This window comes from Thermus caldilimi (genome assembly GCF_004684245.1).
In the GTDB taxonomy this organism is placed as follows: domain Bacteria; phylum Deinococcota; class Deinococci; order Deinococcales; family Thermaceae; genus Thermus; species Thermus caldilimi.
Genome location: NZ_CP038452.1, coordinates 100,630 through 125,309, shown reverse-complemented (window position 1 = coordinate 125,309; position 24,680 = coordinate 100,630). Strand labels below are relative to the sequence as shown.

Here is a 24,680-nt window from a genome sequence, read left to right as displayed (position 1 = left end):
GCCCTTTAGCGGTAAGGGCCCAGGGCGGAAGGGTCCCGCACCGCTAAAAAAGCCCCGTACACCCGGCTCGCCCCTGCCTTAAGAAGGGCTTCCTTGGCCCTTAAGAAGGTGGCCCCGCTGGTGAGAACATCGTCCACGAGAAGCCAGCTTCCCTCCACCCGCAGCGCGGGAACAAAAAGATCCTCGGGCAGGCGACGCCGGGCCCGGCCCCGGGTGGGCTGGCCTGGGGTGTAGCGCACCCGCCGCAAAACCCGGAGATAGGGAAGCCCAAGGCGGGCTGCCAGGATCCGCCCCAGGAGCTCTGGGGGATTGTAGCCCCTAACAACCAACCGGGGAAGCAGGGTGGGGACGGCGGTAACCCCGGAAAGCTTCCAGCCCTGGGCCAAGACGGCCTCCGCCAAGGGCTCGGCCAGGAGGGGGGCAAGGCCGAACCGTCTGCCGTACTTCAAGGCCCGCACCATCCCTCCCACCCGCCCGTAAAGGCCCAGGTAAACCATCTCCCCCGCAGCAAAGGCCCTCAGGCCCTGGCGGCAGGCGGAGCAAAGAAGGGGCGCATCCAACTTCCCACCGCATCCCGGGCAGGCATGGCCCGATAGGCTCTCAAGAAATCCCCAAAGCATCCCGTAAGGCTTCGTCAAAGGGTGGGTAGAGGATCCCTTTCTCCGTGATGATGCCTGTAAGGTAGCGATGAGGAGTGATGTCAAAGGCGGGATGGTAGGCAGTTACCCCCAAGGGGGCAAGGCGCACCCCCCTTAGCTCCAAGACCTCCTCGGGGGAGCGTTCCTCTATAGGGATCCCCTGCCCACTTTCCAGGCTTGGGTCCACGGAGGAAAGGGGCAGGGCGGCATAGAAGGGAATCCCGTGGTGGTGGGCGAGAACCGCCAGGGTATAGGTGCCGATCTTGTTGGCGAAGTCCCCGTTTAAGGCCATGCGGTCCACCCCCACGATCACCGCGTCCACCAGGCCCTTTCCCATGAGGAAGCCCGCCATGTTGTCCGTGATGAGGGTAGCGGGAACCCCGGCCTTCTTGAGCTCGTAGGCGGTGAGCCTGGCCCCCTGCAGGTAGGGCCGGGTTTCATCCACCCAGACATGGGAAACCCGCCCCTGGCGGTAGGCCTCCACAATGGCCCCCAGGGCGGTGCCGTACCCCCCTGTGGCCAGGGGGCCGGTGTTGCAGTGGGTGAGGACCTGGCCCCTTAGCACCTTGGCCCCATGCAGGCTTATGGCCCTTTCCGTTTCCTCCACCTCCCGCCGGATGGCCTGGGCCTCCTTAAGACTTCCCGCCAGGTTCCCCCAGTGGGGGCGCATGCGATCCAAAGCATAGAAGAGGTTCACCGCCGTGGGGCGGCTTCCCCGCAGGAGCTGGTCCGCTTCCTCCGGGCTTTCCCCAGAGAGGTGGGCCAGGACCATGCCGTAAGCGGCGGAGACCCCGATGGCCGGAGCCCCCCGCACCACCATGGTCCGGATGGCCTCCGCCATCTCCTTGGCGGTGCGGATGGGAACCCAGACCTCCTCCAGGGGAAGCTTCCTCTGGTCCAGAAGCCAGAAGACCCCCTCCTTTTCCTCAAAGCGAAAGGGCAGGACGCGCTCCACGGCAAAAGCTTACCGGAGGCGGAGGACCCTGTCGTCCCCCGGGCGCACCTGGCCACGGCCATCCCGGTTGGAGGTGGTGACCCAAAGGGCCCCGTCCGGGCCTACCCGCACCTCCCGCAGGCGGCCATAGCCGGAAAGGGCGGTCTCCACGCGTACCACCCGCCACGCGCCTCGGCCTCCCTCGAGGACCAGCCGCAAAAGGGCCTGCCCCCTGAGGCCCGCCACGTAAAGCGCCCCCTTCCAAAAGGCCAGGTTCCCCGGGGGGAAGCCCTGGGGCCAGACGTAGAGGGGGTCCACATACCTAGGGTCCCCGGCCCGGCCCACCACCCTCGGCCAGCCGTAGTTGCCCCCGGGAACGATGAGGTTTACCTCGTCGTGGCCAAAGCCCTGTTCCCCGCTTGGCCCGTGCTCGCTGGAAAAAAGCTCCCCCGTTTCCGGGTGCCAGGCCAGGCCCTGGGGGTTGCGGTGGCCGTAGCTATAGATCTCGGGCCGGGCTCCGGGACGGTTCAGGAAGGGGTTCCCCGGTGCCGGCTTGCCTTCCGGGGTGATCCTGAGGATTTTTCCTCCCAGGGAGGACAGGTCCTGGGCCAGCTCCCGCTCGTACACCTCCCCCGTGGTCACGTAGAGCATCCCATCGGGACCGAAGGCGATGCGCCCCCCCGAGTGGAGGCCGTGGGCGCGGGCGGGGATCCCGTCCAGGACCACCCGGTCCAGCACGCCCCTTTCCCCCTGGTGCCTTAGCCGCACCACCTGGTTCCTCAATCCCCCTTCCTCCATCGTGCGGTAGGCGTAGAGGTAGGGCTCCCGGGGAAACTGGGGATGGAGGGCGAGGCCAAGGAGCCCCGACTCCCCCCGGTGGTAAACGGGAAGCTCCGCATAGAGGGAGGCCTTTCCCTCCCGCACCAGGCGGATCCGCCCAGGCCGCTCGGAAATGAGAAAGCTCCCGTCGGGTAAAAAGGCCAGGGCCCAGGGCACCTCGAGGCCCCCCACCACCTCCTCCGCCCGTAGCCCCTGGGACCGGGCGAGCCCCAAGCCCAAGAGCCCCGCCAACACCCCCCTCCGCGTGAACACCTGCCACCTCCTTTGGCCCCAGGCTACCCCGGCTTCCTCCTCCTCCAGGGGAGCTAGGACACCTTCGGGCAGGCTCACGCCTTGGGGTCCAGGATCACCTTCACCGCCTGGCCCGAGGCCAGGAGGGCGAAGGCCTCCCGGTATCGGCTCATGGGCAGGCGGTGGGTGATGAGGGGCTGTAGGTCCACCCGGCCCGAGTAGACCAAGGCGGTGCCCTGCATCCAGGTCTGCCAAAGGCGCCTACCGGCGATGCCGTAGGCGGTGATCCCCCGCATGACCAGCTCCCCGGCCAGGTCAAAGCGAATGGGATCCGAGGGAATGCCCAGGATCCTGGCCTCTCCCCCCGGGATCAAGGCCTTAAGCCCTTGGTGGATGGCCACCTCATTCCCGGAAAACTCCAGGAGGACCTCCACCCCGCTTCCCGTCACCTCCTCCACCACGGAAAGGAGATCCTCTTCCAGGGGGTTCACAAGCCGGTCGGCGTAGGGTTTGGCGAAGGCCAGGCGGTAGGGGTTGGGGTCGGATACCAGGATAGGCCCGGCCCCGCTGGCCCGGGCCACCATGGCCGCCATCAGGCCGATGGGCCCCGCCCCGGTGATGAGAACGCTTTTTCCGGAAACCCCACTCCCCGCATACACCGTGTGCACCGCATTGCCGAAGGGCTCCAGGATGGCCCCCGCCTCGAAGGGCAGGTCCACCGGGTTCACCCAGGCGTTTTCCGCCGGCACCACCACGTACTCGGCAAACCCGCCGTCCCGGTCGACCCCCAGGATCTGGGTGTTGAGGCAAACGTGGTAGTTGCCCGTGCGGCAGGCGGGGCAGGCATGGCAGACGATGTGGCTTTCCAGGCTCACGTGGTCCCCCACCTGGGGGCGCTTCACCCCCGGGCCCACGGCCTCCACCACCCCGCTGAACTCGTGCCCGGTGATGAGGGGAGGCTTGATCCGGCCCCTCGCCCAATGGTCCCACCGCCAGATGTGGAGGTCGGTGCCGCAGATGCTGGCAGCCTCCACCCGCACCAGGATCTCCCCCGGGCCCGGCTCGGGCACGGGGCGTTCCACCAGGGTTAGGCCCTCTTCCGGGGCCAGCTTGGCCAAAGCGCGCATACCGGGGCCATGCTACCACCGGTAGAGGGCACCCACGCCGAAGCGGGTGGTGTCCGCCGCCTCGAGGCTCAAGCTCAGGCCCAAAGCCGGGGTGAGGTCGTAGCCCAGGGTGAAGGTGAAGCGGGCAAGCCTGCCATCCCCTGGCAGGAAGGTAGAGCCCAGGGAAAAGGTAAGGCCATCCCGGCGGTACTGGGCGCTCAGGGTCTGCTCCCCTCTGAGGTCCAGCTCATAACCCAAGAAGAGCTCGGGGCTCAGGTACTTGCCCACGGAAAAACGGGTTTCCTCCAGATCTCCCCCCTGGAGAAGGGGAAGCTGCACCTGGAAGCGGTCCAAGCCCAAGGAACGGGCCAGCTCCCGCTCCAGCTGGCCCAGCACCAGGTTCTCCAAAGCGGCCCCCAGGGCCACCTGGGGGAGGGTTTCCGCCAGCCGGGTGACGTCGGGGGTACCCAGGGTGAGAAGGGCGTAGATCTCGGGCTCGCTGAGGGGGGGATCCGAGGCGAAGTGGGGCTCGAGGCGCACCTTCACCCGGCCGTTTTCCCGCAAAAACTCCCCCGTGGCCGTGAGGAAAACCTTGTGGCCCCGGGTTTCCGCCTGGGCTTTGAGTTGGAACTCGGGGAGGATGCCCCGGTCCGGGAAAAAGCGCAGGAAGCTTGCCGTGGGATCCAGGGTAAAGAGGGAATCCCAAAGGCGGAAGTTACCCCACAGGGCCTCCACCTGTCCGGACAGGTAGGGGTCGGCGTAGCTTCCCCCCAGAAACACCTCCCCCTTGAGCTCCCCCTGGGCCAGGCTTTCCTGCACCAGGACCCCCCTTTCCGCATACACCCGCACCCCCTCGAAGACCAGGGGCAGGGGGGTGGGCTTTCCCGCCCCGCTTCCCCCCAGCTCCACCCCCCCCTGGGCCAGCTCCTTGGCCCTTGCCTCCGGCAGGGCCAGCCTGGCCCTCAGGACCTCGGCGTTCCCCGTGAGGTGGTAGGTGCCCTTCTCCTCATAGAGGAAGAAGCTCTTCACGTCTAGGAGGCCCTCCTGCAGGTAGTACTGGGGGTAGTAGAGGGGAAGCCGGCCGTAGCCGGCAAGGCGCAAGGGAAAGAGGGTGCCCTGGGCCTGGGCCTCCCCCAGGTGGATCTCCACCCCGTAGCCCGGGTATCGGAAGGCCACCTCCGCCGGGGTTTCCTCCTTCAGCCCGGGCAGGGTAACCACGCCCTTGGCACTCACCTGGAATTTCTCCAATCCGCCCTCGAGGCCCAGCCTGGCCTTCCCGGGGAAGGGGGCCAAAAGGGTAAGCTCCCCCTCCGCCCGCGCTCCCCCGTTCAAGGAGAGAAGTCCCTGGGGAAGGTACCCCGCCACCGGCCCCAAGCGGAAGCGGAAGTCCTTGAACTCCACCTGGAAGCCCTCCCCCCTAAGCCTCAGGAAGAGGCTTCCCGAACCCTCGGGCCGGTAGGGCTTTAAGGGAGGCACCACCTGGAGCACGGGGGTGAAGACCGTGTCCCTGAGGCTTAGGTAAAGGTCGCTCCCCTCCGGGCTCCAGTACCCCCCACCCTCCCAGCTTCCCCGGCCCAGAAGGCGGAGCTGGTCCACCATGATCCGGCCTCCCTCCAGGCGAAAGACCGCCTGGCCCTTAAGCTCATCCCCGCCCCCCACGAAGCGCAAGGCCTCCCCCACCAGGACCCCCTCGCCCCGCAAGGGGTGGGAAAGGGGAAGGCGGAGCCGCACCGCCCCCGTCCAGTAGGCCTCCCCCTCCAAGGGCCCCGCCACCGCCATGAGGAGGAGGTGCAGGGGAAAACCCCGGAGGGAAGCGGAGAGGTCCAGCCGATCCCCCTCGAGGGCCACCTGGAAGGGGCTTTGCCCAAGCTGCCCCTCCCCCTGCACCAACCCAGGCCCCAAAGCTCCCGCGAAGAAGAAGGGCAGGCGGCTCCCCGCCACCTCCGCCTCCCCCGTAAGCTGCCCCTGGACTCGGGTACCCTCCGAGGAGAGCTCCCCGGAAACCACCCCCTTCAGATAAGGGGCGTAGCGGCCCAAAAGATCCTCCAAGGCCGCTCCCTCCAGGCGAAGCCTGCCGCTAAGGGGAAGAAGTCTTCCTTCGGCGGCGATCCGGCCCACCGCTCCCTCCAACGCCCCCTCCACCTGGTATCCCTCTCCAAAAACCCGGCCTCGGAAGCGGCTTTCCAGGGGGGAAGGGGAAGGTCCACCCGAACCTCGCCCGCAGGGGGGTAGGCAAGCTCGCCGGCAAGGTAGGGACCCTCCGCCCGGAGCCTGGCCTCCAAAAGCCTCCCCTCCACCTCCAGGGCCTGTTCCCCCGCCCGGTAGACCATCCGGTATGCCCCTCCAAGGTCCACCTCTCCCTGAAGCCTCCCCGCCCCCGCCGCCCACCAGGAAAAGGCAGGATGCTCCCCCAAGAGGTGCACCCGGTCCTTCTCCCCTTCCAGGCGCAGGCGGAATCCGGAAAGGTCCAAGGCCAAGGCCCCCTCCACCTGGCCCCCGGCATAGGCCAAGGCCCCTTCCCCTTGGGGGCTGGTCAGGGTTAGGGAAAAGTCCTTCAGGTTCAAGCTTCCCTCCAGGGGCAGGCCCAGGGCGGGCACCCGGTAGTCCAGAAGGAGTCTTTCCCCCTGCCCCAAAACCCCCAGGCCCCCGGGCAACAGGGCCTTAAGGAGCCTGCCCTCCCCTTCCCCCTGGCGGGCCACCAGGTCCAGGCGCACTCCCCCCACCTCTAGACGAGGCCAGGCCAGGCGCACCCTTTCCCCCCAAACCTCCCCCTGGAGTTCGGGGACCTGTTTGCCGGAAAGCTCCAGGCTTCCCTCCTTAAAGGCCACCTTTCCCTTCCAGGCCTCCTGCCAGGCCACCTGCCCCTCGAGGTCCCCGTGGAACTCCAGGACGAGCCCTTCCCCTCCGTACCGCCCTTCCAGGCTAGCCCTCCGGCCCCAAGCCAGGAGGGCCAGGTTCAGGCCCACCTCCCGCCAGGGACCCTCCACCCGGCCAGAAAGGGTTAGGGGACCATAGCGGAACCCCTCAAACCGAAAGGCCACCCCCTTAGGCCCCACCTCGCCGGACACCCCCGCCCCGGAAACCCCCACCTGGAAGCCCTGAAGCCCCATCAGGGAAAGCGCCACCTCCCCGTAGCGGTACTGGCCCTTAAGCCACTCCCCGGGATAAATCCCTTCGGCCCAAAGCTCCCCCAGGCCCCGGGGCAGGGCCCCGGCGTAGCGGTAGGCCAGGCGAAAGGGAAAAAGATCCAGCCGCCCCGAGAGGGGAAGCCCCTCTCCCAAGAGATCCAGGCCCAGCCCCTCCCCCCGGGCCAGGACCACCCCATAGGGAGTGGAAAGCCTGCCCTCCCCCGTAACCCTTCCCCGGTACCCCTTTTCCGCCAGGTAGCGGTACTGGGCCTGGAAGGCCACCCCCTGGTAGGCCAGGCTCCCTGAAGCCCAGGCCTCGAGGCCCGGGCACCTTCCCAAGGGTCCCGGCAGGCAGAACCCTCCCTGCAAACGCCCCTGCCAATCCCCCTCCCCCTGGAGCTGGAACAAGCCCGCCCCGAGATCCACCCACCCGGCAAGCCCCCCCTGGGGCAGGGGGTAGCGGAGGGTGAGGAGGCCGGAAAGCCCCTCCCGGTAGCGGGCTTCCCCCAGAAGCTCCGGCCCCTGGAAGCTCCCCACCGCCTCCCCATCCCCGTACCGCAGGGCCACCCTTTCCCCCAGCACCTCCCCCGCAAGCTCCGCCCGCAGGGGCCAGAGCCACGCCTTCCCGGATAGCCGTCCTTCCGGACGCTCCAGGCTTACCTCAAGGGCCTCCTGCCAGGGCCCGTCCGCCTGGGCCTTGAGGCGCAGGGGAAGGCCGAAGGGCGTGAGGTCCCGGTCAAGGTCCAGGGCGAGGTGCCCTCCCTCCAGACGCACCGCGAAGCCCTCCGCCTCCCCCACCAGGGAAAGAGCCTCCACCCCCAGGGCCCCTCCCCGGTAGCGGTAGGCGAAGCGGAAGGGCAAGGCCTCCCCCTTCCCCAAGAGGCTTCCCTGGCCCTCCAACTGGCCCAAGGGCTGACCCCGGGGAAGCCCAGACCACCCCGCTTGAAAACTGCCCTGGGCTTCCAGCTGGGCCTGGCCCAGCTCCAGGCGGTATTGGGCTCTCCCGGAAAGGAAAAGGTCCTCCAGGGTCGCTTCCACCACCACCTCCCCCGGAAGGTCCTTGCCCTCCAGGGTAAGGTGCAAAGGCCCTTCCCCCTCCCCCCTTAGAAGAAGCCCATGCCCCTCCGCCCAAAGCCTTCCCCGATACCCCTCCGGGCCCCAGGAAAGATCCATCCGAAGGGCCATTCCCTCCGCCTTGCCCTCCCCTTGCGCCGAAAGGTGCCAAGCCCCGTCGTACCGGGCCAACAAGGCCAAGGGCGCCTCCCAGGAAAGCTCCGCCCGGGTTCCCTCCCCCTTCAGGCGCAAGGGCCCTTCCTGCTCCAGGTAGCGGAGGCTCCTAAAGCTTCCCTCCCCCTGGTAGCGGCTTCCCTCAAAGGTCCACGCCACCTCCCCTTCCCCATAAGGGGAGGCATGGCGCAGGGTACCCTGCCCCCTCAAGGCCAAAAGGTTTACCCGGCCCGCAAGCTCCGTCCACCCAAGCCCATCCTGCTGGTAGCGGGCTTCCAGGGCTAGGCCCTCCAAGGGACCCCTAAGCCCAAGCCTCAAGGGACCGTAGCGGAAACTCCCCTCCACCTCCCCCTGAAGCCCGGGCCCCAGGCGGAACCTGCCCTCCCCGGCAAGCCCCCCTAGGCCCCAGAGCCTCCCTTCCCGGGGATTCCAGGCCAGGCCCGCATCCCTCTGGGGCAGGAGCAGGCGGAGGATCCCTTCCCGGTAGTCCAGGGCCAAGGGCTCCGCTCCGTAGCGCACCCGCGCCCAGGCCTCCCCCTCGCCGGAAAGGGTCAGCCTGCCCTCCGCCCTTCCCACAAGGGGAAGGCCCAAAACCCCGGCCAAAGGGGCCACCTCCTCCAGGGAAAACCCCACCTCCTCTCCCGTTAGCGCCGCCTCACCGCCCTCCCACCTCAGGGCCAGATAGGGCTTACCCTGGTACCCCCCTTGGAAGGTGAAGGGCAGGCCGGCAAAGCTCCCCTCCCCCTTCCCCACCACCTGAAGCCCCTGGCCCTGGAAACTCCCCGCAATCCTTCCCTCCTTTCCCAGGGCAGCAAAGGGTAAGGCCAAGCTACCCCTATAGCTAAGTCCCTCCCCCTCGAGGGACAAGGGACCTTGCAACCGGTAGCGGAGGCTCCCCTCCTCGGTCCACACCTGGCCCGAAAGGGGCAGGGTGCCAACGTAGGGAAGCCAAGCCTCCCCGGAAAGCCCCAGGCGGAAGGCCCGCCAGGGCCCTTCCCCTTCCGCCTTTAGGCGCACTCCTAGCCCGTTCTTCTCATACTCTCCCCGCACCGCCAAGGAAAGCCCTTCCGGGGAAACCTGGCCCTCTCCCTGAAAGTAGGGCCCAGAAAACCTTGCCCGGGCGGAAAGCAGCTCCTCCCCGGTGAAAAGGGCCTCCCCGTAGGGGCTTTCCAGGCTAAGCCTTCCACCCCGGGTGCCCCAGGTGCCGCTGGCCCGTGCGGGAAGCCCCCAAGGGGAGAGGTCAAACCCCTCCGCCTGGAGCAGAAGGCTTAGACCCCCCTCGTACCCCCCCAGGAGACGCAGGCCCGGAGCCTGGCCCTGGAAGCGGAAGCCCGCCCCCCGCCCCACCAGGCTGAGGCTTAGGTCCAGCCTCTCCAGGTGGGCCTGGGCCTGGTAGGAAAGTCCCAGGAGGTCCAGCCTTCCCGTCATCCCCACCGGACCCGCATAGGGAACCTCCCCCTGCCCCCCTACCCTTAGGTCCCGCCAGCCTCCCTGAGCCTCCAGGCGACCATAGGGAGAGGAAAGGCTAAGATGGCCTCTTTCCAGGGTACCCTCCGCCTGGAAACGGCCGGAAAGCCCTCGGTACCTCCAAGGAAGGACCAGGTGGAAGGGATACCGCCCGGTGAACTCCAGCCTTCCCACCCCCAGCACCTCCAAACCCTTCCGGTCCAGACGGAAGGCCAAAGAAGGCACCTCGAGGCCCTCCGGCAAGGGAGGGAGGAACCTGCCGGCAATCCGTAGCTCCGGGTAGACCTCCCCTTCCCCTTGGGCGTACCCCTTGAGCCCCGCCAAGAGCAACCTCCCGCCCTCCCCCCGGAGCACCCCTGCCAGCCAGGGGGTTTCCACCCGGGCCCAGCCCTGGAAGCCCCCATCCAAAAAGAGGTCTGCCCCAAGGACCACGGGTCCCAGCTCCGCCCTCCCCTTCAGGCTTAAGCCCCTTTGGTAGCGCAGGAGGAAGTCCTGGGCCCTCAAGGTGAGGCCCAGCTCCGGGTCGTAAGCCCCGGCAAAGGGAAGGCTGCCCAAAGGGGTCTGGATCCTGCCCCATATCCCCGCGCCCAAACGGCGCAAATGCCCTTCCGCCTCCAGGTAACGGCCCTTTAAGGTGAGGCTTCCCGAAAGCCCCCCGTCCCGGTAAAGGGCCTGCCCGGAAAGGCGGAACTCGTCCAGGGCATGGATGGGCAGGTTCCGCAGGCGTAAGGCCAGGATCCCACCCCGGTATTCCCCCTCCCCATAGGGGCTTCGGAAGCGGAAGGCCCCCTTTTCCTGCGCCACTTGCACGGGGAAAGCCGCATAGGGGGAGGTGTAGCGCAAGGAAGCCTCGAGCCTCCCCGAGATCAGCCTTCCCTCCCCCTCCAGGCTCCCCACCGCCAGGGGCGTGGGGCTGAGGGCCAGAAAAAGGTGGCTCCAGGTTCCCCGGAGGGCCAAGGGTCCAAGCTGGCCCGCCACTTGCTCCCCCTTCCCCGCCACCTCCCCCGAAAGATCCAGGGGTCGGAAGAAGGAAAGGTGCACCCCCGGGCTTTGCACCCGGGCCTGCCACTGGCTTCCCTCGCTTTCAACGTTCACCTGGGCCCATCCCTCCAGGGGCCTGGGCCAGGCCACCTGGCCCTGGGCTTCCGTGCGGTTCCCCTGGCCCTTGAGGGCAACCCGGCTTCCCAAGGAGTCCTCCAGGCTGGCCTGGTAGTCCTGGCCCACCACGCCAAAGCCCAGCCGGTAGGTGCGGTCAAAAAGCCTTCCCTCCGCCTCCGCCTTCAGGGAGAAGACCCGGTCAAAGGAAAGGGTTCCCTGGTGGCGGAAGGGCTCGGAGAGAAACCGCCCCTCCCCCAAAAACCTCCCCTTCACCCGGATCCGGTCCCAGCCCTCCCCCTCCAGCCGAAGCTCCCCATCCCCCTCCACCGGCAGGGCAAGGCGGTAGTGCCGGGCCAGGGCAGGAAGCCGGGGCCGGCCCGTGAGAAAGAAGCGGTAGCGCTTCGCCTTCAGGTCCACCTCGGCCCTTGCGGAAAGGGGCCCCTCGAGGCCCATACCCTTGAGCTCCGCCTCCACCCGATCCTCCTTTAGGCGGATGGGCCCCGCCACCCGGGTGAGGGTGAAGCCCACCAGTTCCACCACCCCTCCTTCCACTTGGGCTTCCCCTTCCACGCCGGAGGGCAAGAGGCGGAAGACCCCGGAAAGCCTTCCCCCCTTAAGCCCCGGGTAGAAGAAGGAAAGCCCTCCCACCTCGCCCCGATAGCGAACCTCCCAGGCGGAAAGATCCCGGGCCAAGGCCCGCGCTTCCCCCCGGAAGCTCCCCCCAGGAAGCCGGGCCAGAAAGGCGTAGGGGTTCTCCCCAGCCAAGGTGAGGCGCATGGGGGGCAGGAAAAGCCTCTGCCCTTTGGGAAGCTCCACCTGGGTATCCTCCAGGCGGAGCTGCCGGAAGACCACCCGGATGGCGGGGGGCGGCCCAGGCCGTTCCGGGATCAAGGCTTCCCAGGTGGGCTTAAGCCTCGCACCCCTAAGGACCAAGGACACGGGGAGCTCCCTGCGAAGAAGCCCCAGAAGGTCGTAGCCCAGGCGCACCTCCTGGGCCTCGAGGGCAAGCCCTTCCCCCCTCAAGGCCACCCCCCTCAGGCGGAGGCCGAAGAGGAGGTGGCCCTGCACCTCCCCCACCTGCCCCTGGAAGCCCGAAAGGGCAAGCCCCCGCTCCACGGCAAGCCGCAAAAGGGGAGGCCAGGCCAGAAGGAGGAGGGCCAGGGCGAATCCCAGGAGGAGGAGAAGCCCCCGCCGCATCCCTATTAGCATAGGCACCGGAGATGAAAACCGCGTGGCAAGGAGGCTAAAATGCCACCATGCCGCGCCTGGTGGCCTTGATCAAGGGAAGGGTACAGGGAGTGGGGTACCGGGCCTTCGCCCAGAAAAAGGCCCTGGAGCTAGGGCTTTCCGGCTATGCGGAGAACCTCCCCGACGGCCGGGTGGAGGTGGTGGCGGAAGGCCCCAAGGAAGACCTCCTCACCCTCCTCCACCATCTCAAGCAGGGCCCGCGTCTAAGCCGGGTGGAGGAGGTGGAGGTTCAGTGGGCCGAGGAAACCGGCCTAAAGGGGTTTTACGTGTACTGAGGAGCCTGGGCCCAGGGCTGGGGCCGAACCCCCACCTTAAGGAGGGCCTCCGCCAGGGCCTCCCTGAGCTCCGAAACCCCCGTACCCTTCAGGGCGGAAACCGGCACCCCACCCAGCTTCTCCTGGAGGTAGAAGAGGTCGTAGGGAGCCGCCCGGTCCGCCTTGGAGAGGGCCAGGACCCGGGGGGCCTCCACCCCCAGCTCCGCCAGAAGCTCCTCCACCACCCGGTACCGCCCCAGGGCCCCTTCCTCCGAGGCATCCAGGACGTGGATGAGGAGGTCGGCCTCCCGCACCTCCTCGAGGGTGGCCCGGAAGGCGGTGAGGAGCTCCGCGGGCATCTGGCGGATGAAGCCCACAGTGTCGGTGAAGAGCACCTCCCCCACCCCCGGCAGGAAACCCCGGCGGGTGAGGGGCCTTAAGGTGGCGAAGAGCTTGTCCTCCCCCGGCTCCCCGCCCCGGGCAAGGGCGGAGAGGAGGGTGGTCTTGCCGGCGTTGGTGTACCCCACCACGGCGATGAGGGGCACACCCCGGCGCTTCCTCTGCCGCCTTGCCTCCTCCCGGCGCCGGGTGAACTCCTGGAGCTTATGGCTTAGGTGGGCGATCCTTTCCTGAAGCCTTCTCCTGTCCACCTCCAGCTTGGTCTCCCCAGGACCCCGGGTGCCGATCCCACCTCCCAGGCGGCTCAGCTCCTTCCCCTTCCCCACCAGGCGGGGGAGAAGGTACCTTAGCTGGGCCAGCTCCACCTGGGTCTGGGCCTCGGGGGTTTTGGCATGCAGGGCGAAGATGTCCAGGATGAGCTGGGTCCGGTCCAGGACCTTGAGGCCCGTGGCCCGCTCGATCTCCCGCGCCTGGGCGGGGGTGAGCTCCAGGCCGAAGATCAGGGTGGAGGCGTTCTCGTGGTAGGCCAGGCTCTTGAGCTCCTCCAACTTGCCCAGCCCCACCAGGTACCGGGGGTCCAGGTGGGGGCGGAAGACCAGGACCTTCTTCACCGGCACCCCTCCCGCGGTGCGGGTGAGCTCGGCGAGCTCGGAAAGGCCCGCCTCCGCCTCCGGGCCTTCCCCCAGGTCCACCCCCACCAGGATGGCCCGCTCCCCGCTCCCGTCCAAAAGCTCCCGCACCCGGGCCTGGCGGGCCAGCTCCTCCTCCAAGGCCTCCACCTCCGCCTTGTGGTCAAAATCCAGGTACTGGAAGTAGAGCTTGGGAGGAAGGATGCGCCAGTCCTCCGTAACGTGTTCCCATCGGGAAGCAGCCACGGCCTTGGGCGGGGAGAGAAAGGCCAGGTGCAGGGTGGTAGGCCTCCCGTCCTCTACCTCCAAGGCCGCCAAACTGTCCAGCCGGTTCAGGAAAAGCACCGAGAGGTCGGGGCGGGAAAGCCCTCCCTTGGCCAGGTGGGTGTGGAGGAGCCGGAAGCCCGATAGCCTCCTCTCCCCCCTGGCCCCTTCGGGGATGGGCAGGTCCTTGGCATCCCCCACCCCCACCCGCACCACCCGGCCCTCCCGGTCCAAGAGAAGGCTCACAGGCCTCCCGATCTCCTGGGAGAGCCCGGCCAGGGCCTGGGCCAGCTCGGGGGTCAGGACCCTCTCCGGGGGAATCCGCCTGCGGTACAGGTTGGAAAGCCTCTTTCGCTCGCTCTTCTTGAGCCCCTCGGTCTTGCCGAAGATCTTCTCCAATGCTCCTTAAGTATACCCAAAAACCGCCCCTGGCTCTAGATTGAAAAGGGTGCGCTGGCTTGCTCTGGCCCTCCTCCTGGCCCCGGCCATGGCCCAGCCGGGCTACAGCTGGATCGTGGTCCTGGGGGCGGCCCAGTACGGGGGCAAACCCTCCCCCGCCTTGGAAAGGCGCCTGGAGGCGGCCTTGGCCCTCTACCAAAGGGGCGCGGCCCCAAAGGTGGCGGTGGCGGGGGGCAGGCTCCCCGGGGACCGGTACAGCGAAGGGGAGGTGGGCTGCCGCTACCTTAGGAGCAAAGGTATACCCCGGGAAGCCCTCCTTTGCGAAACCCAAAGCCAAACCACCTACGAAAACCTCCTCTTCCTCAAGCCCCATCTTTCCGGGCGCATCCTCCTGGTGACCGATGCCCCCCACCTGCCCCGGGCCCTCTTCCTGGCCCGGCTTCTGGGTTTAAAGGCGGAGGGCCACCCCGTGGAGGGACCCTACCCCCTGGGGTACTGGCTGAAGGAAACCCTTTACCGCCTCTGGCTCTACCTGGGCCTGAAACCCCTCCCCAGAGGGCACGGCCTCAGGAACCCTCCTCCAGAGGCTTCAAGGAGTCCAGGTACCCCTGCAAAAGGGCCTTGAGTTGCGCCACGAAAAGGGTTTTCTCCTGCTTAACCCGTTCCACCTCCCCCTTCAAACGCTTAAGCTCCTCCGCCGCCTCCCTCAGCACCTGGTCCTTGGCCGCCAGGGCCTCCCTCCGGATCAGCTCCGCCTCCCGCTCCGCCTGGGCCTTGAGCTCGCGGGCGATCTTCTCCGCCGCCACCACCGCCCGCTTCAGCTCCCCTTCCGCCTCCTTCAGGCGGGCCACCTCCTCCTCCAGCGCCCTAAGCCTTTCCTTGAGCCCCTCGTTCTCCTGGATGAGGCCCTCCATGACCTCGGCCACCCGGGCCAAATAGCTCCTCACCGCCTCCTTCTGGTAGCCGCGAAGCCCCGTGGGAAACTCCTGGTAGCGCACGTCCAAGGGGGTTAGGTCCATGTGCACCTCAGTCTACAAAAAGCGCCCGGCCCACCCGCACCAGGGTGGCCCCTTCCTCAATGGCGATGGGGAAATCGTCGGACATACCCATGGAGCGCTCGGGAAGGCCATAGCGGTCGGCGAGCTCGGAAAGCCTCCGGAAGATGGGGCGGACCACGGCCTCAGGGCCCATCGGGGGCACGGTCATGAGGCCCAGGACCTCGAGGTGCGCCATCTCCCGAACCCGGGCCAGGGCCTCGGGCAGTTCCTCCTCCCAAAACCCATGCTTCTGGGGCTCCCGGCCCAGGTTCACCTCCACCAGGACCTTAAGCCTCACCCCCTCCTTCTCCCCCACCCGGTTCAGGGCCTCCGCCAGGCGTAGGGAGTCCAGGGAGTGGATAAGGGCGAACCGGGGGGCGAACTTGGCCTTGTTGCGCTGCAGGGGACCGATGAGGTGCCACTCAGCCTCCAGAAGCTCCATCTTCTTCAAGGCCTCCTGCACCCGGCTTTCCCCCAGGGGGAAGGAACCGTAGCGGAGGACCTTCTCCCGGATCTCCTCCACGCTCCTCCCCTTGGTCACCGCCACCAGGCGCACCCCCTTGGGATCCCGCCCCGCGCGGCGGCAGGCGGCGGCCATGGCCTCCAAGACCTGGTGCAGACCCATGGGCTAAAGCTCGGCCAGAATGCCCCGCACCAGGCGGCGGAAGATGGGCCCGGTCTTGGCCGCCACCGCCAGCACCTCCTCCTCGGTGGCGTGGTGCTCCCTTTCCGGCACCGCCATGTCCGTGATGGTGGAAAGCCCCAGCACCCGGGCCCCCAGGTGCCTTAAGGCGATGACCTCGGGCACCGTGGACATCCCGATGGCATCGGCCCCGAGATCCCTGAGCGCCTTCAGCTCGGCCCGGCTGGCGAAGCTGGGCCCCATGAACCAGGCGTAGACCCCCTCAAAGAGGTGCAGGTCCTGCCGCCTGGCCACCTTGCGGGCCAGCTCGATGAGACCCGGGTCATAGGCCCCGAACATCACGGGGAACCGGGGGCCCAGGCGCTCGTCGTTTTTCCCCCTAAGGGGGTTGGCCCCGGCGAAGTTGATGTAGTCCAGGTGGAGCATGATCCCTCCGGCCTGGAACCTGGGGTTAAGCCCTCCGGCCGCCGAGGTGAGGAGGAAGGTCCTGGCCCCCAGGAAATACCCCACCCGCACGGGGAAGACCACCTCCTCGGCGCTGTAGCCCTCGTAGTAGTGGACCCGGCCCTGGTAGACCAGAACCCGCTTGCCTTCCAGCTCCCCCAGGATCAGCCTCCCCGCATGCCCGGGGGCGGTGGAAAGGGGAAAGTGGGGGATCTCCCCGTAGGGGATCTCCGCCTCCTTGGCCACCTCCTCCGCCAAGGGGCCAAGCCCCGAGCCAAGGACGATCCCCACCTCCGGCACAAACCCGGTTTTGGAGCGGATGTAGCCCACGGCCTCCTGGATCTTGTCGTAGACTTCCATGGCGAACATTCTACTCTCACGCCCCCTTCACCCGCCTCTGGTAAGCTTTCGGCCATGAAGCGGCTTTTTGCCCTGGTGTTCATGGGCCTTCTGGCCCTGGCGGCCCCCATCCGCGAGGTGGTGGTGGAGGGAGGCGATCCCGTCCTCCAGGCCCTGGCCCGGGCGGCCTTGCCCTTTGGGACAGGGGATGAGCCAGGGGACCTCGAGGAGGCCAGGAAGGCCATCCTGGCCACCGGCTACTTCCAGCAGGTGGAGGTCCAGCTGGAAGGGGATGTCCTGCGGGTCCGCCTCACCCCCTACCCCCCCATCGGCCAGGTGAAGGTGGAGGGAAAGGCCTTCCCCCAGGAAGGCCTCCTGCGCTTTCTGGAGCAGAACTTCGCCATCGGCCCGGAGGCCACCTATAACCCCATCCGGGCCGGGGAAGCCGCCAAGGCCCTGGCCGAGGCCTACCGGCAAAACGGTTTCCCCTTCTCCCCCAAGGTGGAGGTGGAGGCCAAGGAGCAGGCGGGCAAGATGGCCCTCACCTTCCGGGTGGAGGAAAGCCCGGAGGTGAAGGAGGTCCGCCTCACAGGGGTGAGCCTTCTACCCGAGGCCGAACTCCTAAAGACCTTGGAACCCCTCAAGGGCCCCTTTGACTTCGCCAAGTACCAGGAGGCCCTAAAGGCCATCGCCTCCCGTTACGAGCGGGCGGGCTACCGCTTTAGCGGCCCCGACCCCGCGGGGAGCGTGCTAGAGGGCGGGGTCCTCACCGTGCGGGTGCGGGAGCTTAAGGTGGTGCGCATCCAAGGAGAAGGCCTGGACCTTACGGGCTTTCCCCTCAAGCCGGGGGACTACCTGCGCTACGACCTCCTTCTGGAAGGGGTGCAGGCGCTTTCCAAAAAGCTCTCCCGGGTGGTGAACTTCAACCTCACCCCCGAGGGGGAGGGGGTGGCGGTGGAGCTTCAGCTGGGCCCGGAAGGCGGGGTGATCGAGCGGGTGGAGATCAGCGGCAACACCGCCTTCCCCACGGAAACCCTCCTAGCCCTCCTCCGCTTGAAGCCGGGGGAGGTCTACACCCCGGCCCTGGCCCAGGAGGACGCCCGGCGCCTCGCCAGCTACTACCAGGAAAACGGCTACGAGGTGGCCGACGTGCGCTTTGGCTTCCAGGAAGGGGTCTTCCGCCTGCACGTGGTGGAGCTCAAGATCGGGGGCTACCGCCTGGAGTGGCAGGGCGAGCACCGCACCCAGGAGGAGGTGATCCTACGGGAACTCCCTAAGCCGGGAAGCCTCTTCAGCGTTCCCGCCCTGCGCCAGGGCATCGCCCGCCTCATGGCCACAGGTCTTCTCTCCGAACCTCCCGGGGTGCGCCTCCTGCCCGGGGAGAAGGAGGACCAGGTGGTGGTGGTCCTCTCCCTGAAGGAGGCCCGCACCGGGCTCTTCCAGCCCGCCCTGGGCTGGAGCTCCCTGGAGGGGTGGTCGGGAAGCGTGTCCTTCAAGGAAACCAACCTCTTCGGCCTGGCCCACCAGGCGGGGGTGGACCTGGCCTTTGTGCAAAACGACGCCAAAGACAACCTTTCCCTCTCGGTCAGCTACGCCATTCCCTGGCTCTACCTGGACTACTGGGACCTTAAGGAAGTGCGCACCAGCCTTTCCTTCAGCCTCTTCTCCACCCCCATCGGCAACAACAAGCTCCTGGACGGCAGCACGGACACCGGCTGGGAGTACACGGAAAGGCGCACCGGCGCTGGGTTCTCCCTCTCCCGTCCCTTCTCCCAGGAGCTGGAAAACCTGCGCTTCTCCCTGGGGCTTTCCGCCCGCCGCTCCACCTACGCCCTGGAGATCTACGACCCGAACGCCCCCTGCAACCCCGCCGTCACCGACCCCAACGACCCCAAGTACTGCGACGGCACCGGGTACAAAAACCCCAGCCTGGCCCAAAGCCTCCTCCCCACCCCGGGCTGGACCCTGAGGCTGGACACCGGCGTCACCTACACGGAGGTGGACAACCTTCGCTTCCGCACCCAGGGGTACGAGGCGGGCCTCAGCACCGGCCTTGGTCTTTCCTTCCCCGACACGGGGGGCCGCAGCTTCTTCGTGCCCCTGGTGGCCACGGGCAAGACCTATTACGGCCTGGACCAGGAGAAACGGCAGGCCCTGGCCTTCCGCCTCTCCGCCGGCACCCTCTTGGGCTTCCCCCCGGAAAGCGAGCGCTTCTTCCTCTCCGGGGGCGGCTCCGAGGCCTTCCTCCTCAGGGGCTACGAGGACCGCAAGTACGGGGGGCTTTCCTTCGCCACGGCCAGCGTGGAGTACCGCTACAACTTCAACCTCTCCCCCCAGGGGGGCACCAACCTCTACGGCATCCTCTTCACCGACTTGGGGATCGCCGACAACACCGGCGGGGTGAAGTGGGGGGCGGGCTTGGGCTTCCAGCTGGATCTGGACCTCTTTGGGGCCCTTCTCCCCTCCTTGCGCCTGGACTACGCCTTCAGCCCGGAAAGCCCCACGGGAAGGCTTCACTTCCGCATCGGGCCCATGTTCTAAACTGGGCCTAGGGCCCGCCATGAAAGCCTACCTCGGCCTCTACACCGCCCGGCTGGAGACCCCGGCCCGGAGCCTCAAGGAGAAACGGGCCCTCATCAAGCCGGCCCTAGAACGGGTGAAGGCCCGCTTCCCCGTCAGCGCGGCCAGGCTTTACGGCCTGGACGCCTGGGGCTTTGAGGTGGTGGGCCTGAGCGTCCTGGGCAACGACCCCGCATGGGTGGAAGAAACCCTTCGCGAGGCCGCCCGCTTCCTGGCCCGCGAGGGGGATTTTAGGATAGCCCTCGAGGCCTTTCACCTCGAGGCCTTCGAGCTGGACGGGTTGGTCTAGACCCGCTCCACCGCGAAGGCGGTGGACCCCCCGGTGCCGTGGCAGATGGCGGCAAGGCCCCTTTCCTCCCCCTTCTGCCTCAGGGCGTTCAGGAGGGTGACCAGGATCCTGGCCCCGCTGGCCCCGATGGGGTGGCCCAGGGCCACGGCTCCCCCGAAGACGTTCAGGCGCTCGTAAGGCACCCCCAGGAGGCGGTGGAAGAGCACGTTGTTGAGGGCGAAGGCCTCGTTGTTCTCAAAGAGGCCGAAGTCTTCCATCCGCATGCCAAGCCGGTCCAGCAGACGCTTCACCGCGGGGATGGGGGCCTCGGGGAAGCGCCAGGGCTCCCCCGCCGCCCAGGCCCCGCCCAGCACCCGGGCCAGGGGCTTCAAGCCGTGGGCCTTGACCGCCTCCTCCGAGGCCAGGAGAAGCGCCGCCGCCCCGTCGGAGATCTGGCTGGCGTTCCCCGCGGTGAGGATGCCGTCCTTGCGGAAGGCGGGCTTGAGGGCGGCCAGGGACTCCGGGGTGGTCTCAGGACGGATCCCCTCGTCCTTATCCACCCCCACCGGCCCCTTCCTCCCGGGAAGCTCCATGGGGGCGATCTCCTCCGCAAAGAAGCCCTTTTCCGTGGCCTCCGCCGCCCGCCGGTGGGAGTGGTAGGCGGCCTCGTCCACCTCCTGGCGCGTGATTCCGTAGTCCTGGGCCAGCCTTTCCGCCTGCTCCCCCATGGCCTCGCCGGTGAAGGGGTCGGAGAGGCCATCCTGGAGGAGGATGTCCTGCAGGCTCTCCGGCGCCCCCATGAGGAACTTGTACCCCCACCTCGCCCGGTGGGAGAGGTAGAACCCCGCCTGGCTCATGGACTCCATCCCCCCGGCCAGCACCAGGTGGGCCTCCCCCGTGCGCAGGAACTGCACGGCGTTCATAACGGCCATCATCCCCGAGGCGCAGACCATGTCCACCTGGTACCCGTCCACCTCCTTGGGGATGCCCGCCTTGAAGGCCGCCTGCCGGGGAAGGAGCTGCCCGTGCCCAGCCCGGAGCACGTTCCCGAACACGTAGAGGTCCAGGGCCTTCCCCTCCACCCCCGCCCGCGCCAACGCGGCCCGCATGGCGTGGGCCCCAAGCTCCACCGGGCTCACGTCCTTCAGGGCCCCCCCGAACCTACCGATGGGGGTACGCATCGTCGAAACGATATAGACCTCGTTCATGGGGTCATCATACTCCTTGGCCAAACGCACCCAGGGAAGAACACGACACCGCTAGACTGGTTACAGGTCCATGCGCAGGGAAGCTTTTACCCTTCTAGAGCTTCTGGTTATCCTGGCAATCCTGGGCGTGCTTCTGGGCCTGGGGCTTCCCCTCCTTTCCCCCAACCGCCTGGCCCTGGACGCTGCCGCCCGCTCCCTGGCGGCCCAGGTGACGAGGGCCCGGCTGGAAGCCATTCGGCGTAACGCCTTCGCCGGGCTCCACGTCTTCACCGAGGGGGCAGGGGGCTACCTGATCTTCGTGGACCATGATGGCGACCGCCGCTATGCCCCAGGGGAGGAGGTCCAGGTGGTGCGCTTCGGGGAGGGGGACTGGGCCCGGGTGCGCCTGGACCAGGGGCAAAGCCGCCTGGGGAATCTGCCCCTCCTTTTCGACCCCCGCGGAGTACCCACCAAGCCCATCACCGCCACCATAGCTCTCGCTTCCGGAAGCGCAACCCGCAAGGTGATCGTAAGCCAGCAGGGCCGGGCCCGCCTAGAGTAGCCCCCCCGTTTGGGGGATGCGAACCCCACCCCTTTCGCCTACCCTTAGAAGGGAATGAGGAAGCCCCGTGGCCTGACCCTTATTGAGCTGGTCATCATCATCGCCATCCTGGGGGTCCTCCTGGCCCTGGGCATAGGCTACCTGGGCTCGGACCGCCTCGCCGTGAACCAGGCTGCGCAAAGCCTGGCGGCCCAGGTGACGAGGGCCAGGTTGGAAGCCATCCGGCGGAACAGCTTTGTGGGCATCCAATTCGGCACCCAGGGCTTTGGGGGGTACGTGGTCTTCGTGGATGCCAACAGGGATGGAACCTTCAACCCCGGGGAAACCGTGGTCCAAAGCGTCACCTTCGGCCAAGGGGACTGGGCCCGGGTGCGGCTTACCGCCGTTTCGGGAGCCTCAACCCTGGTCTTTGATCCACGCGGCATCCCCACCTCCTTCACCCCATCCACCGTCACCCTGGGCAACCGGGCGGGAACGTACAGCAAGACCGTGCAGATCTCCGGTCAAGGGAGGGCGAGCGTGCAATGAAAGGAAAGGGCCTTACCATCATCGAGGTTCTTATCGCCCTGGCCATCTTGGGAATCGCGTTTGGAGCCTTGCTTTTCAACCAGCTATCCAACCTGCGCACTTCCGCACGCATGCGACTGGTCACCGAAATTAAGTCGGCGCTCACGCAGGTCCTCGAAGCCAAAAACGCCGAGGTTTTGGCAAAAAGCGGCTCCATCTACGCCTTTGACGACTATTACTGGGGGTGCCCTACCGCTGTTGCCAACGCGGCCAGCATCATCGGCAGGCCCCTCAACTCCGTGGCCTGCTCTGGCAACAGCACGGTGGGGCGGGTCACCGTGGCCTGGAGCGTGAGGGGAGAAAGCGGCATTACAGGAGAAGGGCTTATCCTGTTGACCGCCGCGGGTTCCATAGCCAACCTGGCCACATCCCCCCGGGTGGTGTTGGTCCGCCGGGTTTCCTGCTACGATGTCTACCCTTCCCCCACCCGGGATGCCCCCGCTCCATGCCCTAACCCTTCCGCCTCTGGAGGAGGCCGCCCATGAAACGCCAAGGGTTCTCCCTACTGGAGCTCCTGCTGGCCTCGGCCATTTTGGTCGTCCTTGGCGCTTTGGTGACCCGTGCCCTGGTGGACCAGGCCGATTTGACCCGGCGCACGCAAGCCCGAAGCGAGGTCCAGGATCGCGTACGCATGGTTATGGAGCTGGTAAAGCAGGACCTCATGATGGCTGGAAGCAGCCGGTACGTAAGCTTCTCCGCCAGTTCTGCGAACTCGTTTCTTGCCGGCGTCACCGAAAGCATTGCGGGCTGGACCGCCTGTTCCAGCACCAACCCCTGCCTTTCGGCCGACGCTGGCAACTCCACCAGCCTTCGGGATAGCTTCTCCGTTCGCTACATCACCAGCCTCAGGGCAACATCGGATGCCTGCCGAAGGGTAGTGTACAGCTTCAACTCATACACTCTCCAGCGAAGCGACGTAAGCTGCTCCGCAACCGCAGACAGCCCTCAGCCTCTGGCGGATAACATCCTTGTTCTCAACGTGCGTTTTGAGTGTTCGGACGGGAGCTCTGCCGATGCCGGCAGTCCACCTTGCACAAACAACCGCTACGCGCGTGCAGCGCACATCACGGTGGTGGGATTTTCCCTAGCGCAAGCGCCAGGAAACCCCCCTGAGGCCATGGCTTTCAGCGTCCAGTCGGGCAACTCCACTCTGACCGAAAACTGCCCGTCGGGGCGGATATGCTTTGGCACCAGCGAGAGGGTTGAACTGCCCAGCCTGAAGGACCAGTAGGAGGTACTCCGTGCGCCGAGAAGGAATTGCCCTGGTAGCCACCCTGGCCGTGGTGGTGGTGATAGCCATCCTCGTCTTTGGAACCTTCTTCACCACACAGCTGGAAATCTGGACCACCCGAAACGACGTGACCGCTAATCAAGCTTACGCCGTGGCGCAAGCGGGCATCCAGAAGTATAAGACCCTGGCCTTTCAGGCCTTTCGCTACTACCTGAACAACATCAACGCTTACGGAAGCGAGCTTGCCCGTTACGCCCAGTGCGGCAACCTCCTCACCATCGGCCTCGATCTCAACAGGGACGGGATCATCGCGCCAGGCACCGACCTGCCCAATGGGGGCACCCTCACCGAAAGCGTTAGCTTCCCCGACGGAAGCCAGGGCACCTACACCGTAAGCCTCTCCGTTTCCGGCTCCTATCTGACCCTGCGCTCCGTCGGCCAGTACGGCGGGGCTCAGGCCACGGTGACCGCCGTGGCGCGGGTCAGTTCCAAAGGCATCTTTTCTAACGCCATCGCCACTGGCCTCGGAGTAGGCACCTTAAACGGCAACCTGGAAATTTGGGGTTCGGTGTATGCACAAGCCACCAACCCGAGCGATTTCGTCATCGGGAGTTCCGGCGCTTTTAAGATGCACAACTACTACACCGCCACCCAGCTGGCCCAGCTCTTTGGCAACAACTTCACTGTAGACCAGATCCGCAACTTTCTCAAGCTCCAGGCCATGGAGCAGAGAGACATGTGCGCCACCCTAAGCGTCACAGGCGGCAAGGTGAAAATCTGGGGCAACTCCCAGATTGGCGATTCCTCCTTGCCTAGCGGTCTCAACCCCACGGAAGGTTGGAACCCCAAGGTGGACGGGGTTTATGTGGGAAGCGGCACCCAGGGAACGCAATGCAACAATGTGAGCGAGGCGCCGGATGTGTGCGTGGGCGGAGGGGCCAACCTCTACACTTCGGGGGGCATAGGGGCCTTCCCCTACGCCAATCCCCCGGCGATTCCCAGCCTGTCGGGGCCCTGCACCAATGCAGGGCAAACCTGGCGCGAGTGCCTGCGCAACCTCGCAGCCACCCAGGGCGTGGTGCTGGAAAGCGGGGCATCTTCCATACCCTCAAGTTTGGTTTGCAACCTCAACACCATCCTCTCGGGGAGTACGCTGACCTTCGGCCAGACCCCCATCACCTGCCTGGATGGTACGCCTCCCAACGCTAGGGGCTTTGTCTACACCTATGATCCCACCGCAAGGCAGGGAACGCTTACTGTGTACGGTACGGTCAACCTCCGCGGATACAATCTGGAGTTCAAAGAGGACGTGGTGGTCCGCTACACCAACAAGGCCACCCTCTTCGTGGAAGCCAAACAAAACCAGGGGGGCAACATCACCCTGGATGGCAATCTCCTTCCCGGACAAAGCTTTCCCGACCGGGATGTGTTGGGCCTCATTGCGGAAAACACCCTGACGATCACGGGCGACACCCAAAATCTTCCCGGCAGCTCACCCCGACAACAGGTCGTTATGGGGCTTTTTTACGCGGGACAGCGAGCCATCATCCAGCAGAACTCCACGGTCTTCGGCACCGTGGTAGCCAGGGAGGTCTGCACCTCCAACAACTGCAACGCAGGCTCGGGGAATACCAGCATCGTTCAAGTACCCGGGCTGGAGTTCAACCTTCCCCCAGGGTTCAACTTGGCCCCCAACACCACCAGCGCCTTCTTCGGGCAACTAACCTATGAGCGCCGCTAGCTTTCACGCCCCTTTCACACCCCCCTGCCATCCTGAGGCTGCCCCCCCAAAAAGGGGGGTTGACAGGGGCAAAGGGGAGCGCTGAGAATACAACCCAAGGGGAGGTGAGAGCGGGGTTAGAGGAAGGTAGGAAGCCGGGAAGGCGAAGGAGGCAGGTCGGCGACAGGCTTCAGGCACTCATGGCCGCGCAATAGATAAAGGCGCGGGAAATCTGAAGGA

The 24,680-nt window shown here is 66.7% G+C and carries 18 protein-coding genes and 1 pseudogene; 9 read left to right on the top strand and 10 right to left on the bottom strand.

Going from position 1 to position 24,680, the window contains the following annotated elements:
• Window positions 1–5 precede the first annotated feature (5 nt).
• From EBI04_RS00600 to EBI04_RS13720, 5 genes and pseudogenes are all read right to left on the bottom strand, one after another.
• A complete protein-coding gene (locus EBI04_RS00600; RefSeq protein ID WP_135255603.1) occupies window positions 6–620 on the bottom strand; it encodes a ComF family protein in 615 nt (204 codons plus the stop codon).
• Entirely contained in the window at window positions 601–1,593 is a 993-nt protein-coding gene (gene mtnA / locus EBI04_RS00595; protein ID WP_135255602.1) for an S-methyl-5-thioribose-1-phosphate isomerase, read from the bottom strand. The genes EBI04_RS00600 and mtnA overlap by 20 nt, the downstream gene beginning before the upstream one ends.
• 9 nt (window positions 1,594–1,602) lie before the next feature.
• Window positions 1,603–2,664, bottom strand: coding sequence for a PQQ-dependent sugar dehydrogenase (locus tag EBI04_RS00590; protein ID WP_135255601.1), 1,062 nt, complete (start codon window positions 2,662–2,664; stop codon window positions 1,603–1,605).
• A gap of 74 nt (window positions 2,665–2,738) precedes the next feature.
• Window positions 2,739–3,770: an L-threonine 3-dehydrogenase gene (gene tdh, locus EBI04_RS00585; protein ID WP_135255600.1), complete on the bottom strand. Its 1,032-nt coding sequence runs from the start codon at window positions 3,768–3,770 to the stop codon at window positions 2,739–2,741.
• A gap of 12 nt (window positions 3,771–3,782) precedes the next feature.
• A pseudogene (locus tag EBI04_RS13720) lies at window positions 3,783–11,866 on the bottom strand (translocation/assembly module TamB domain-containing protein).
• A gap of 59 nt (window positions 11,867–11,925) precedes the next feature.
• Between EBI04_RS13720 and EBI04_RS00575 the strand changes: the two are divergent.
• Window positions 11,926–12,192: an acylphosphatase gene (locus EBI04_RS00575; protein WP_135255599.1), complete on the top strand. Its 267-nt coding sequence runs from the start codon at window positions 11,926–11,928 to the stop codon at window positions 12,190–12,192.
• Here EBI04_RS00575 and hflX read toward each other — a convergent pair.
• Complete coding sequence (hflX, locus tag EBI04_RS00570) at window positions 12,180–13,862, bottom strand: GTPase HflX (protein ID WP_135255598.1); 1,683 nt, start codon at window positions 13,860–13,862, stop codon at window positions 12,180–12,182. The two genes, EBI04_RS00575 and hflX, sit on opposite strands and share 13 nt — an antisense overlap.
• Window positions 13,863–13,950: 88 nt before the next feature.
• On the opposite strand from hflX, the gene EBI04_RS00565 reads away from it, so the two are divergent.
• On the top strand, window positions 13,951–14,487 hold the full coding sequence (locus EBI04_RS00565) for a YdcF family protein (protein ID WP_135257824.1): 537 nt from the start codon (window positions 13,951–13,953) through the stop codon (window positions 14,485–14,487).
• On the opposite strand, the gene EBI04_RS00560 is transcribed toward EBI04_RS00565, so the two are convergent.
• Genes EBI04_RS00560 through EBI04_RS00550 form a run of 3 tightly spaced genes read right to left on the bottom strand, consistent with a single transcriptional unit; the run spans window position 14,429 to window position 16,355 of the window.
• Window positions 14,429–14,881, bottom strand: coding sequence for a DivIVA domain-containing protein (locus EBI04_RS00560; RefSeq protein ID WP_135255597.1), 453 nt, complete (start codon window positions 14,879–14,881; stop codon window positions 14,429–14,431). The genes EBI04_RS00565 and EBI04_RS00560 overlap by 59 nt on opposite strands.
• Before the next feature lie 7 nt (window positions 14,882–14,888).
• Window positions 14,889–15,524 (bottom strand): YggS family pyridoxal phosphate-dependent enzyme, encoded by a 636-nt coding sequence (locus tag EBI04_RS00555; RefSeq protein WP_135255596.1) that lies wholly within the window; start codon window positions 15,522–15,524, stop codon window positions 14,889–14,891.
• A 3-nt stretch (window positions 15,525–15,527) separates the two neighbouring features.
• Window positions 15,528–16,355, bottom strand: coding sequence for a purine-nucleoside phosphorylase (locus tag EBI04_RS00550; RefSeq protein WP_135255595.1), 828 nt, complete (start codon window positions 16,353–16,355; stop codon window positions 15,528–15,530).
• A 45-nt stretch (window positions 16,356–16,400) separates the two neighbouring features.
• On the opposite strand from EBI04_RS00550, the gene EBI04_RS00545 reads away from it, so the two are divergent.
• Both EBI04_RS00545 and EBI04_RS00540 read left to right on the top strand, forming a co-directional pair.
• Window positions 16,401–18,866, top strand: coding sequence for a BamA/OMP85 family outer membrane protein (locus tag EBI04_RS00545; RefSeq protein WP_135255594.1), 2,466 nt, complete (start codon window positions 16,401–16,403; stop codon window positions 18,864–18,866).
• Between the two features lie 19 nt (window positions 18,867–18,885).
• Window positions 18,886–19,194 carry a DUF503 domain-containing protein gene (locus tag EBI04_RS00540; RefSeq protein WP_135255593.1) on the top strand — a complete coding sequence of 103 codons (309 nt, stop codon included), beginning with the start codon at window positions 18,886–18,888 and terminating at the stop codon, window positions 19,192–19,194.
• On the opposite strand, the gene EBI04_RS00535 is transcribed toward EBI04_RS00540, so the two are convergent.
• Complete coding sequence (locus EBI04_RS00535) at window positions 19,191–20,381, bottom strand: thiolase family protein (protein ID WP_135255592.1); 1,191 nt, start codon at window positions 20,379–20,381, stop codon at window positions 19,191–19,193. The genes EBI04_RS00540 and EBI04_RS00535 overlap by 4 nt on opposite strands.
• A 70-nt stretch (window positions 20,382–20,451) precedes the next feature.
• On the opposite strand from EBI04_RS00535, the gene EBI04_RS00530 reads away from it, so the two are divergent.
• The 5 genes from EBI04_RS00530 to EBI04_RS00510 are packed head-to-tail and all read left to right on the top strand — an operon-like array spanning window position 20,452 to window position 24,461.
• A complete protein-coding gene (locus EBI04_RS00530) occupies window positions 20,452–20,922 on the top strand; it encodes a GspH/FimT family protein (RefSeq protein WP_135255591.1) in 471 nt (156 codons plus the stop codon).
• Window positions 20,923–20,976: 54 nt separating this feature from the next.
• A complete protein-coding gene (locus tag EBI04_RS00525; protein WP_135255590.1) occupies window positions 20,977–21,450 on the top strand; it encodes a GspH/FimT family pseudopilin in 474 nt (157 codons plus the stop codon).
• On the top strand, window positions 21,447–21,974 hold the full coding sequence (locus EBI04_RS00520; protein ID WP_135255589.1) for a type II secretion system protein: 528 nt from the start codon (window positions 21,447–21,449) through the stop codon (window positions 21,972–21,974). Before EBI04_RS00525 ends, EBI04_RS00520 begins: the two co-directional genes overlap by 4 nt.
• The gene (locus EBI04_RS00515) at window positions 21,971–22,720 is read left to right on the top strand and encodes a prepilin-type N-terminal cleavage/methylation domain-containing protein (protein WP_135255588.1); all 750 of its coding nucleotides are present in this window, start codon (window positions 21,971–21,973) and stop codon (window positions 22,718–22,720) included. Before EBI04_RS00520 ends, EBI04_RS00515 begins: the two co-directional genes overlap by 4 nt.
• Before the next feature lie 10 nt (window positions 22,721–22,730).
• Window positions 22,731–24,461: a hypothetical protein gene (locus EBI04_RS00510; protein WP_135255587.1), complete on the top strand. Its 1,731-nt coding sequence runs from the start codon at window positions 22,731–22,733 to the stop codon at window positions 24,459–24,461.
• Window positions 24,462–24,680: the final 219 nt, after the last annotated feature.

What these genes read in the sequence shown, in the direction of transcription:
- EBI04_RS00600 (WP_135255603.1), bottom strand. Translation starts at nt 620, where the DNA reads ATGCTTTGGGGATTTCTTGAGAGCCTATCGGGCCATGCCTGCCCGGGA.
- tdh (WP_135255600.1), bottom strand. Translation starts at nt 3,770, where the DNA reads ATGCGCGCTTTGGCCAAGCTGGCCCCGGAAGAGGGCCTAACCCTGGTG.
- EBI04_RS00575 (WP_135255599.1), top strand. Translation starts at nt 11,926, where the DNA reads ATGCCGCGCCTGGTGGCCTTGATCAAGGGAAGGGTACAGGGAGTGGGG.
- EBI04_RS00565 (WP_135257824.1), top strand. Translation starts at nt 13,951, where the DNA reads ATGGCCCAGCCGGGCTACAGCTGGATCGTGGTCCTGGGGGCGGCCCAG.
- EBI04_RS00560 (WP_135255597.1), bottom strand. Translation starts at nt 14,881, where the DNA reads ATGGACCTAACCCCCTTGGACGTGCGCTACCAGGAGTTTCCCACGGGG.
- EBI04_RS00555 (WP_135255596.1), bottom strand. Translation starts at nt 15,524, where the DNA reads ATGGGTCTGCACCAGGTCTTGGAGGCCATGGCCGCCGCCTGCCGCCGC.
- EBI04_RS00550 (WP_135255595.1), bottom strand. Translation starts at nt 16,355, where the DNA reads ATGTTCGCCATGGAAGTCTACGACAAGATCCAGGAGGCCGTGGGCTAC.
- EBI04_RS00545 (WP_135255594.1), top strand. Translation starts at nt 16,401, where the DNA reads ATGAAGCGGCTTTTTGCCCTGGTGTTCATGGGCCTTCTGGCCCTGGCG.
- EBI04_RS00540 (WP_135255593.1), top strand. Translation starts at nt 18,886, where the DNA reads ATGAAAGCCTACCTCGGCCTCTACACCGCCCGGCTGGAGACCCCGGCC.
- EBI04_RS00535 (WP_135255592.1), bottom strand. Translation starts at nt 20,381, where the DNA reads ATGAACGAGGTCTATATCGTTTCGACGATGCGTACCCCCATCGGTAGG.
- EBI04_RS00530 (WP_135255591.1), top strand. Translation starts at nt 20,452, where the DNA reads ATGCGCAGGGAAGCTTTTACCCTTCTAGAGCTTCTGGTTATCCTGGCA.
- EBI04_RS00525 (WP_135255590.1), top strand. Translation starts at nt 20,977, where the DNA reads ATGAGGAAGCCCCGTGGCCTGACCCTTATTGAGCTGGTCATCATCATC.
- EBI04_RS00520 (WP_135255589.1), top strand. Translation starts at nt 21,447, where the DNA reads ATGAAAGGAAAGGGCCTTACCATCATCGAGGTTCTTATCGCCCTGGCC.
- EBI04_RS00515 (WP_135255588.1), top strand. Translation starts at nt 21,971, where the DNA reads ATGAAACGCCAAGGGTTCTCCCTACTGGAGCTCCTGCTGGCCTCGGCC.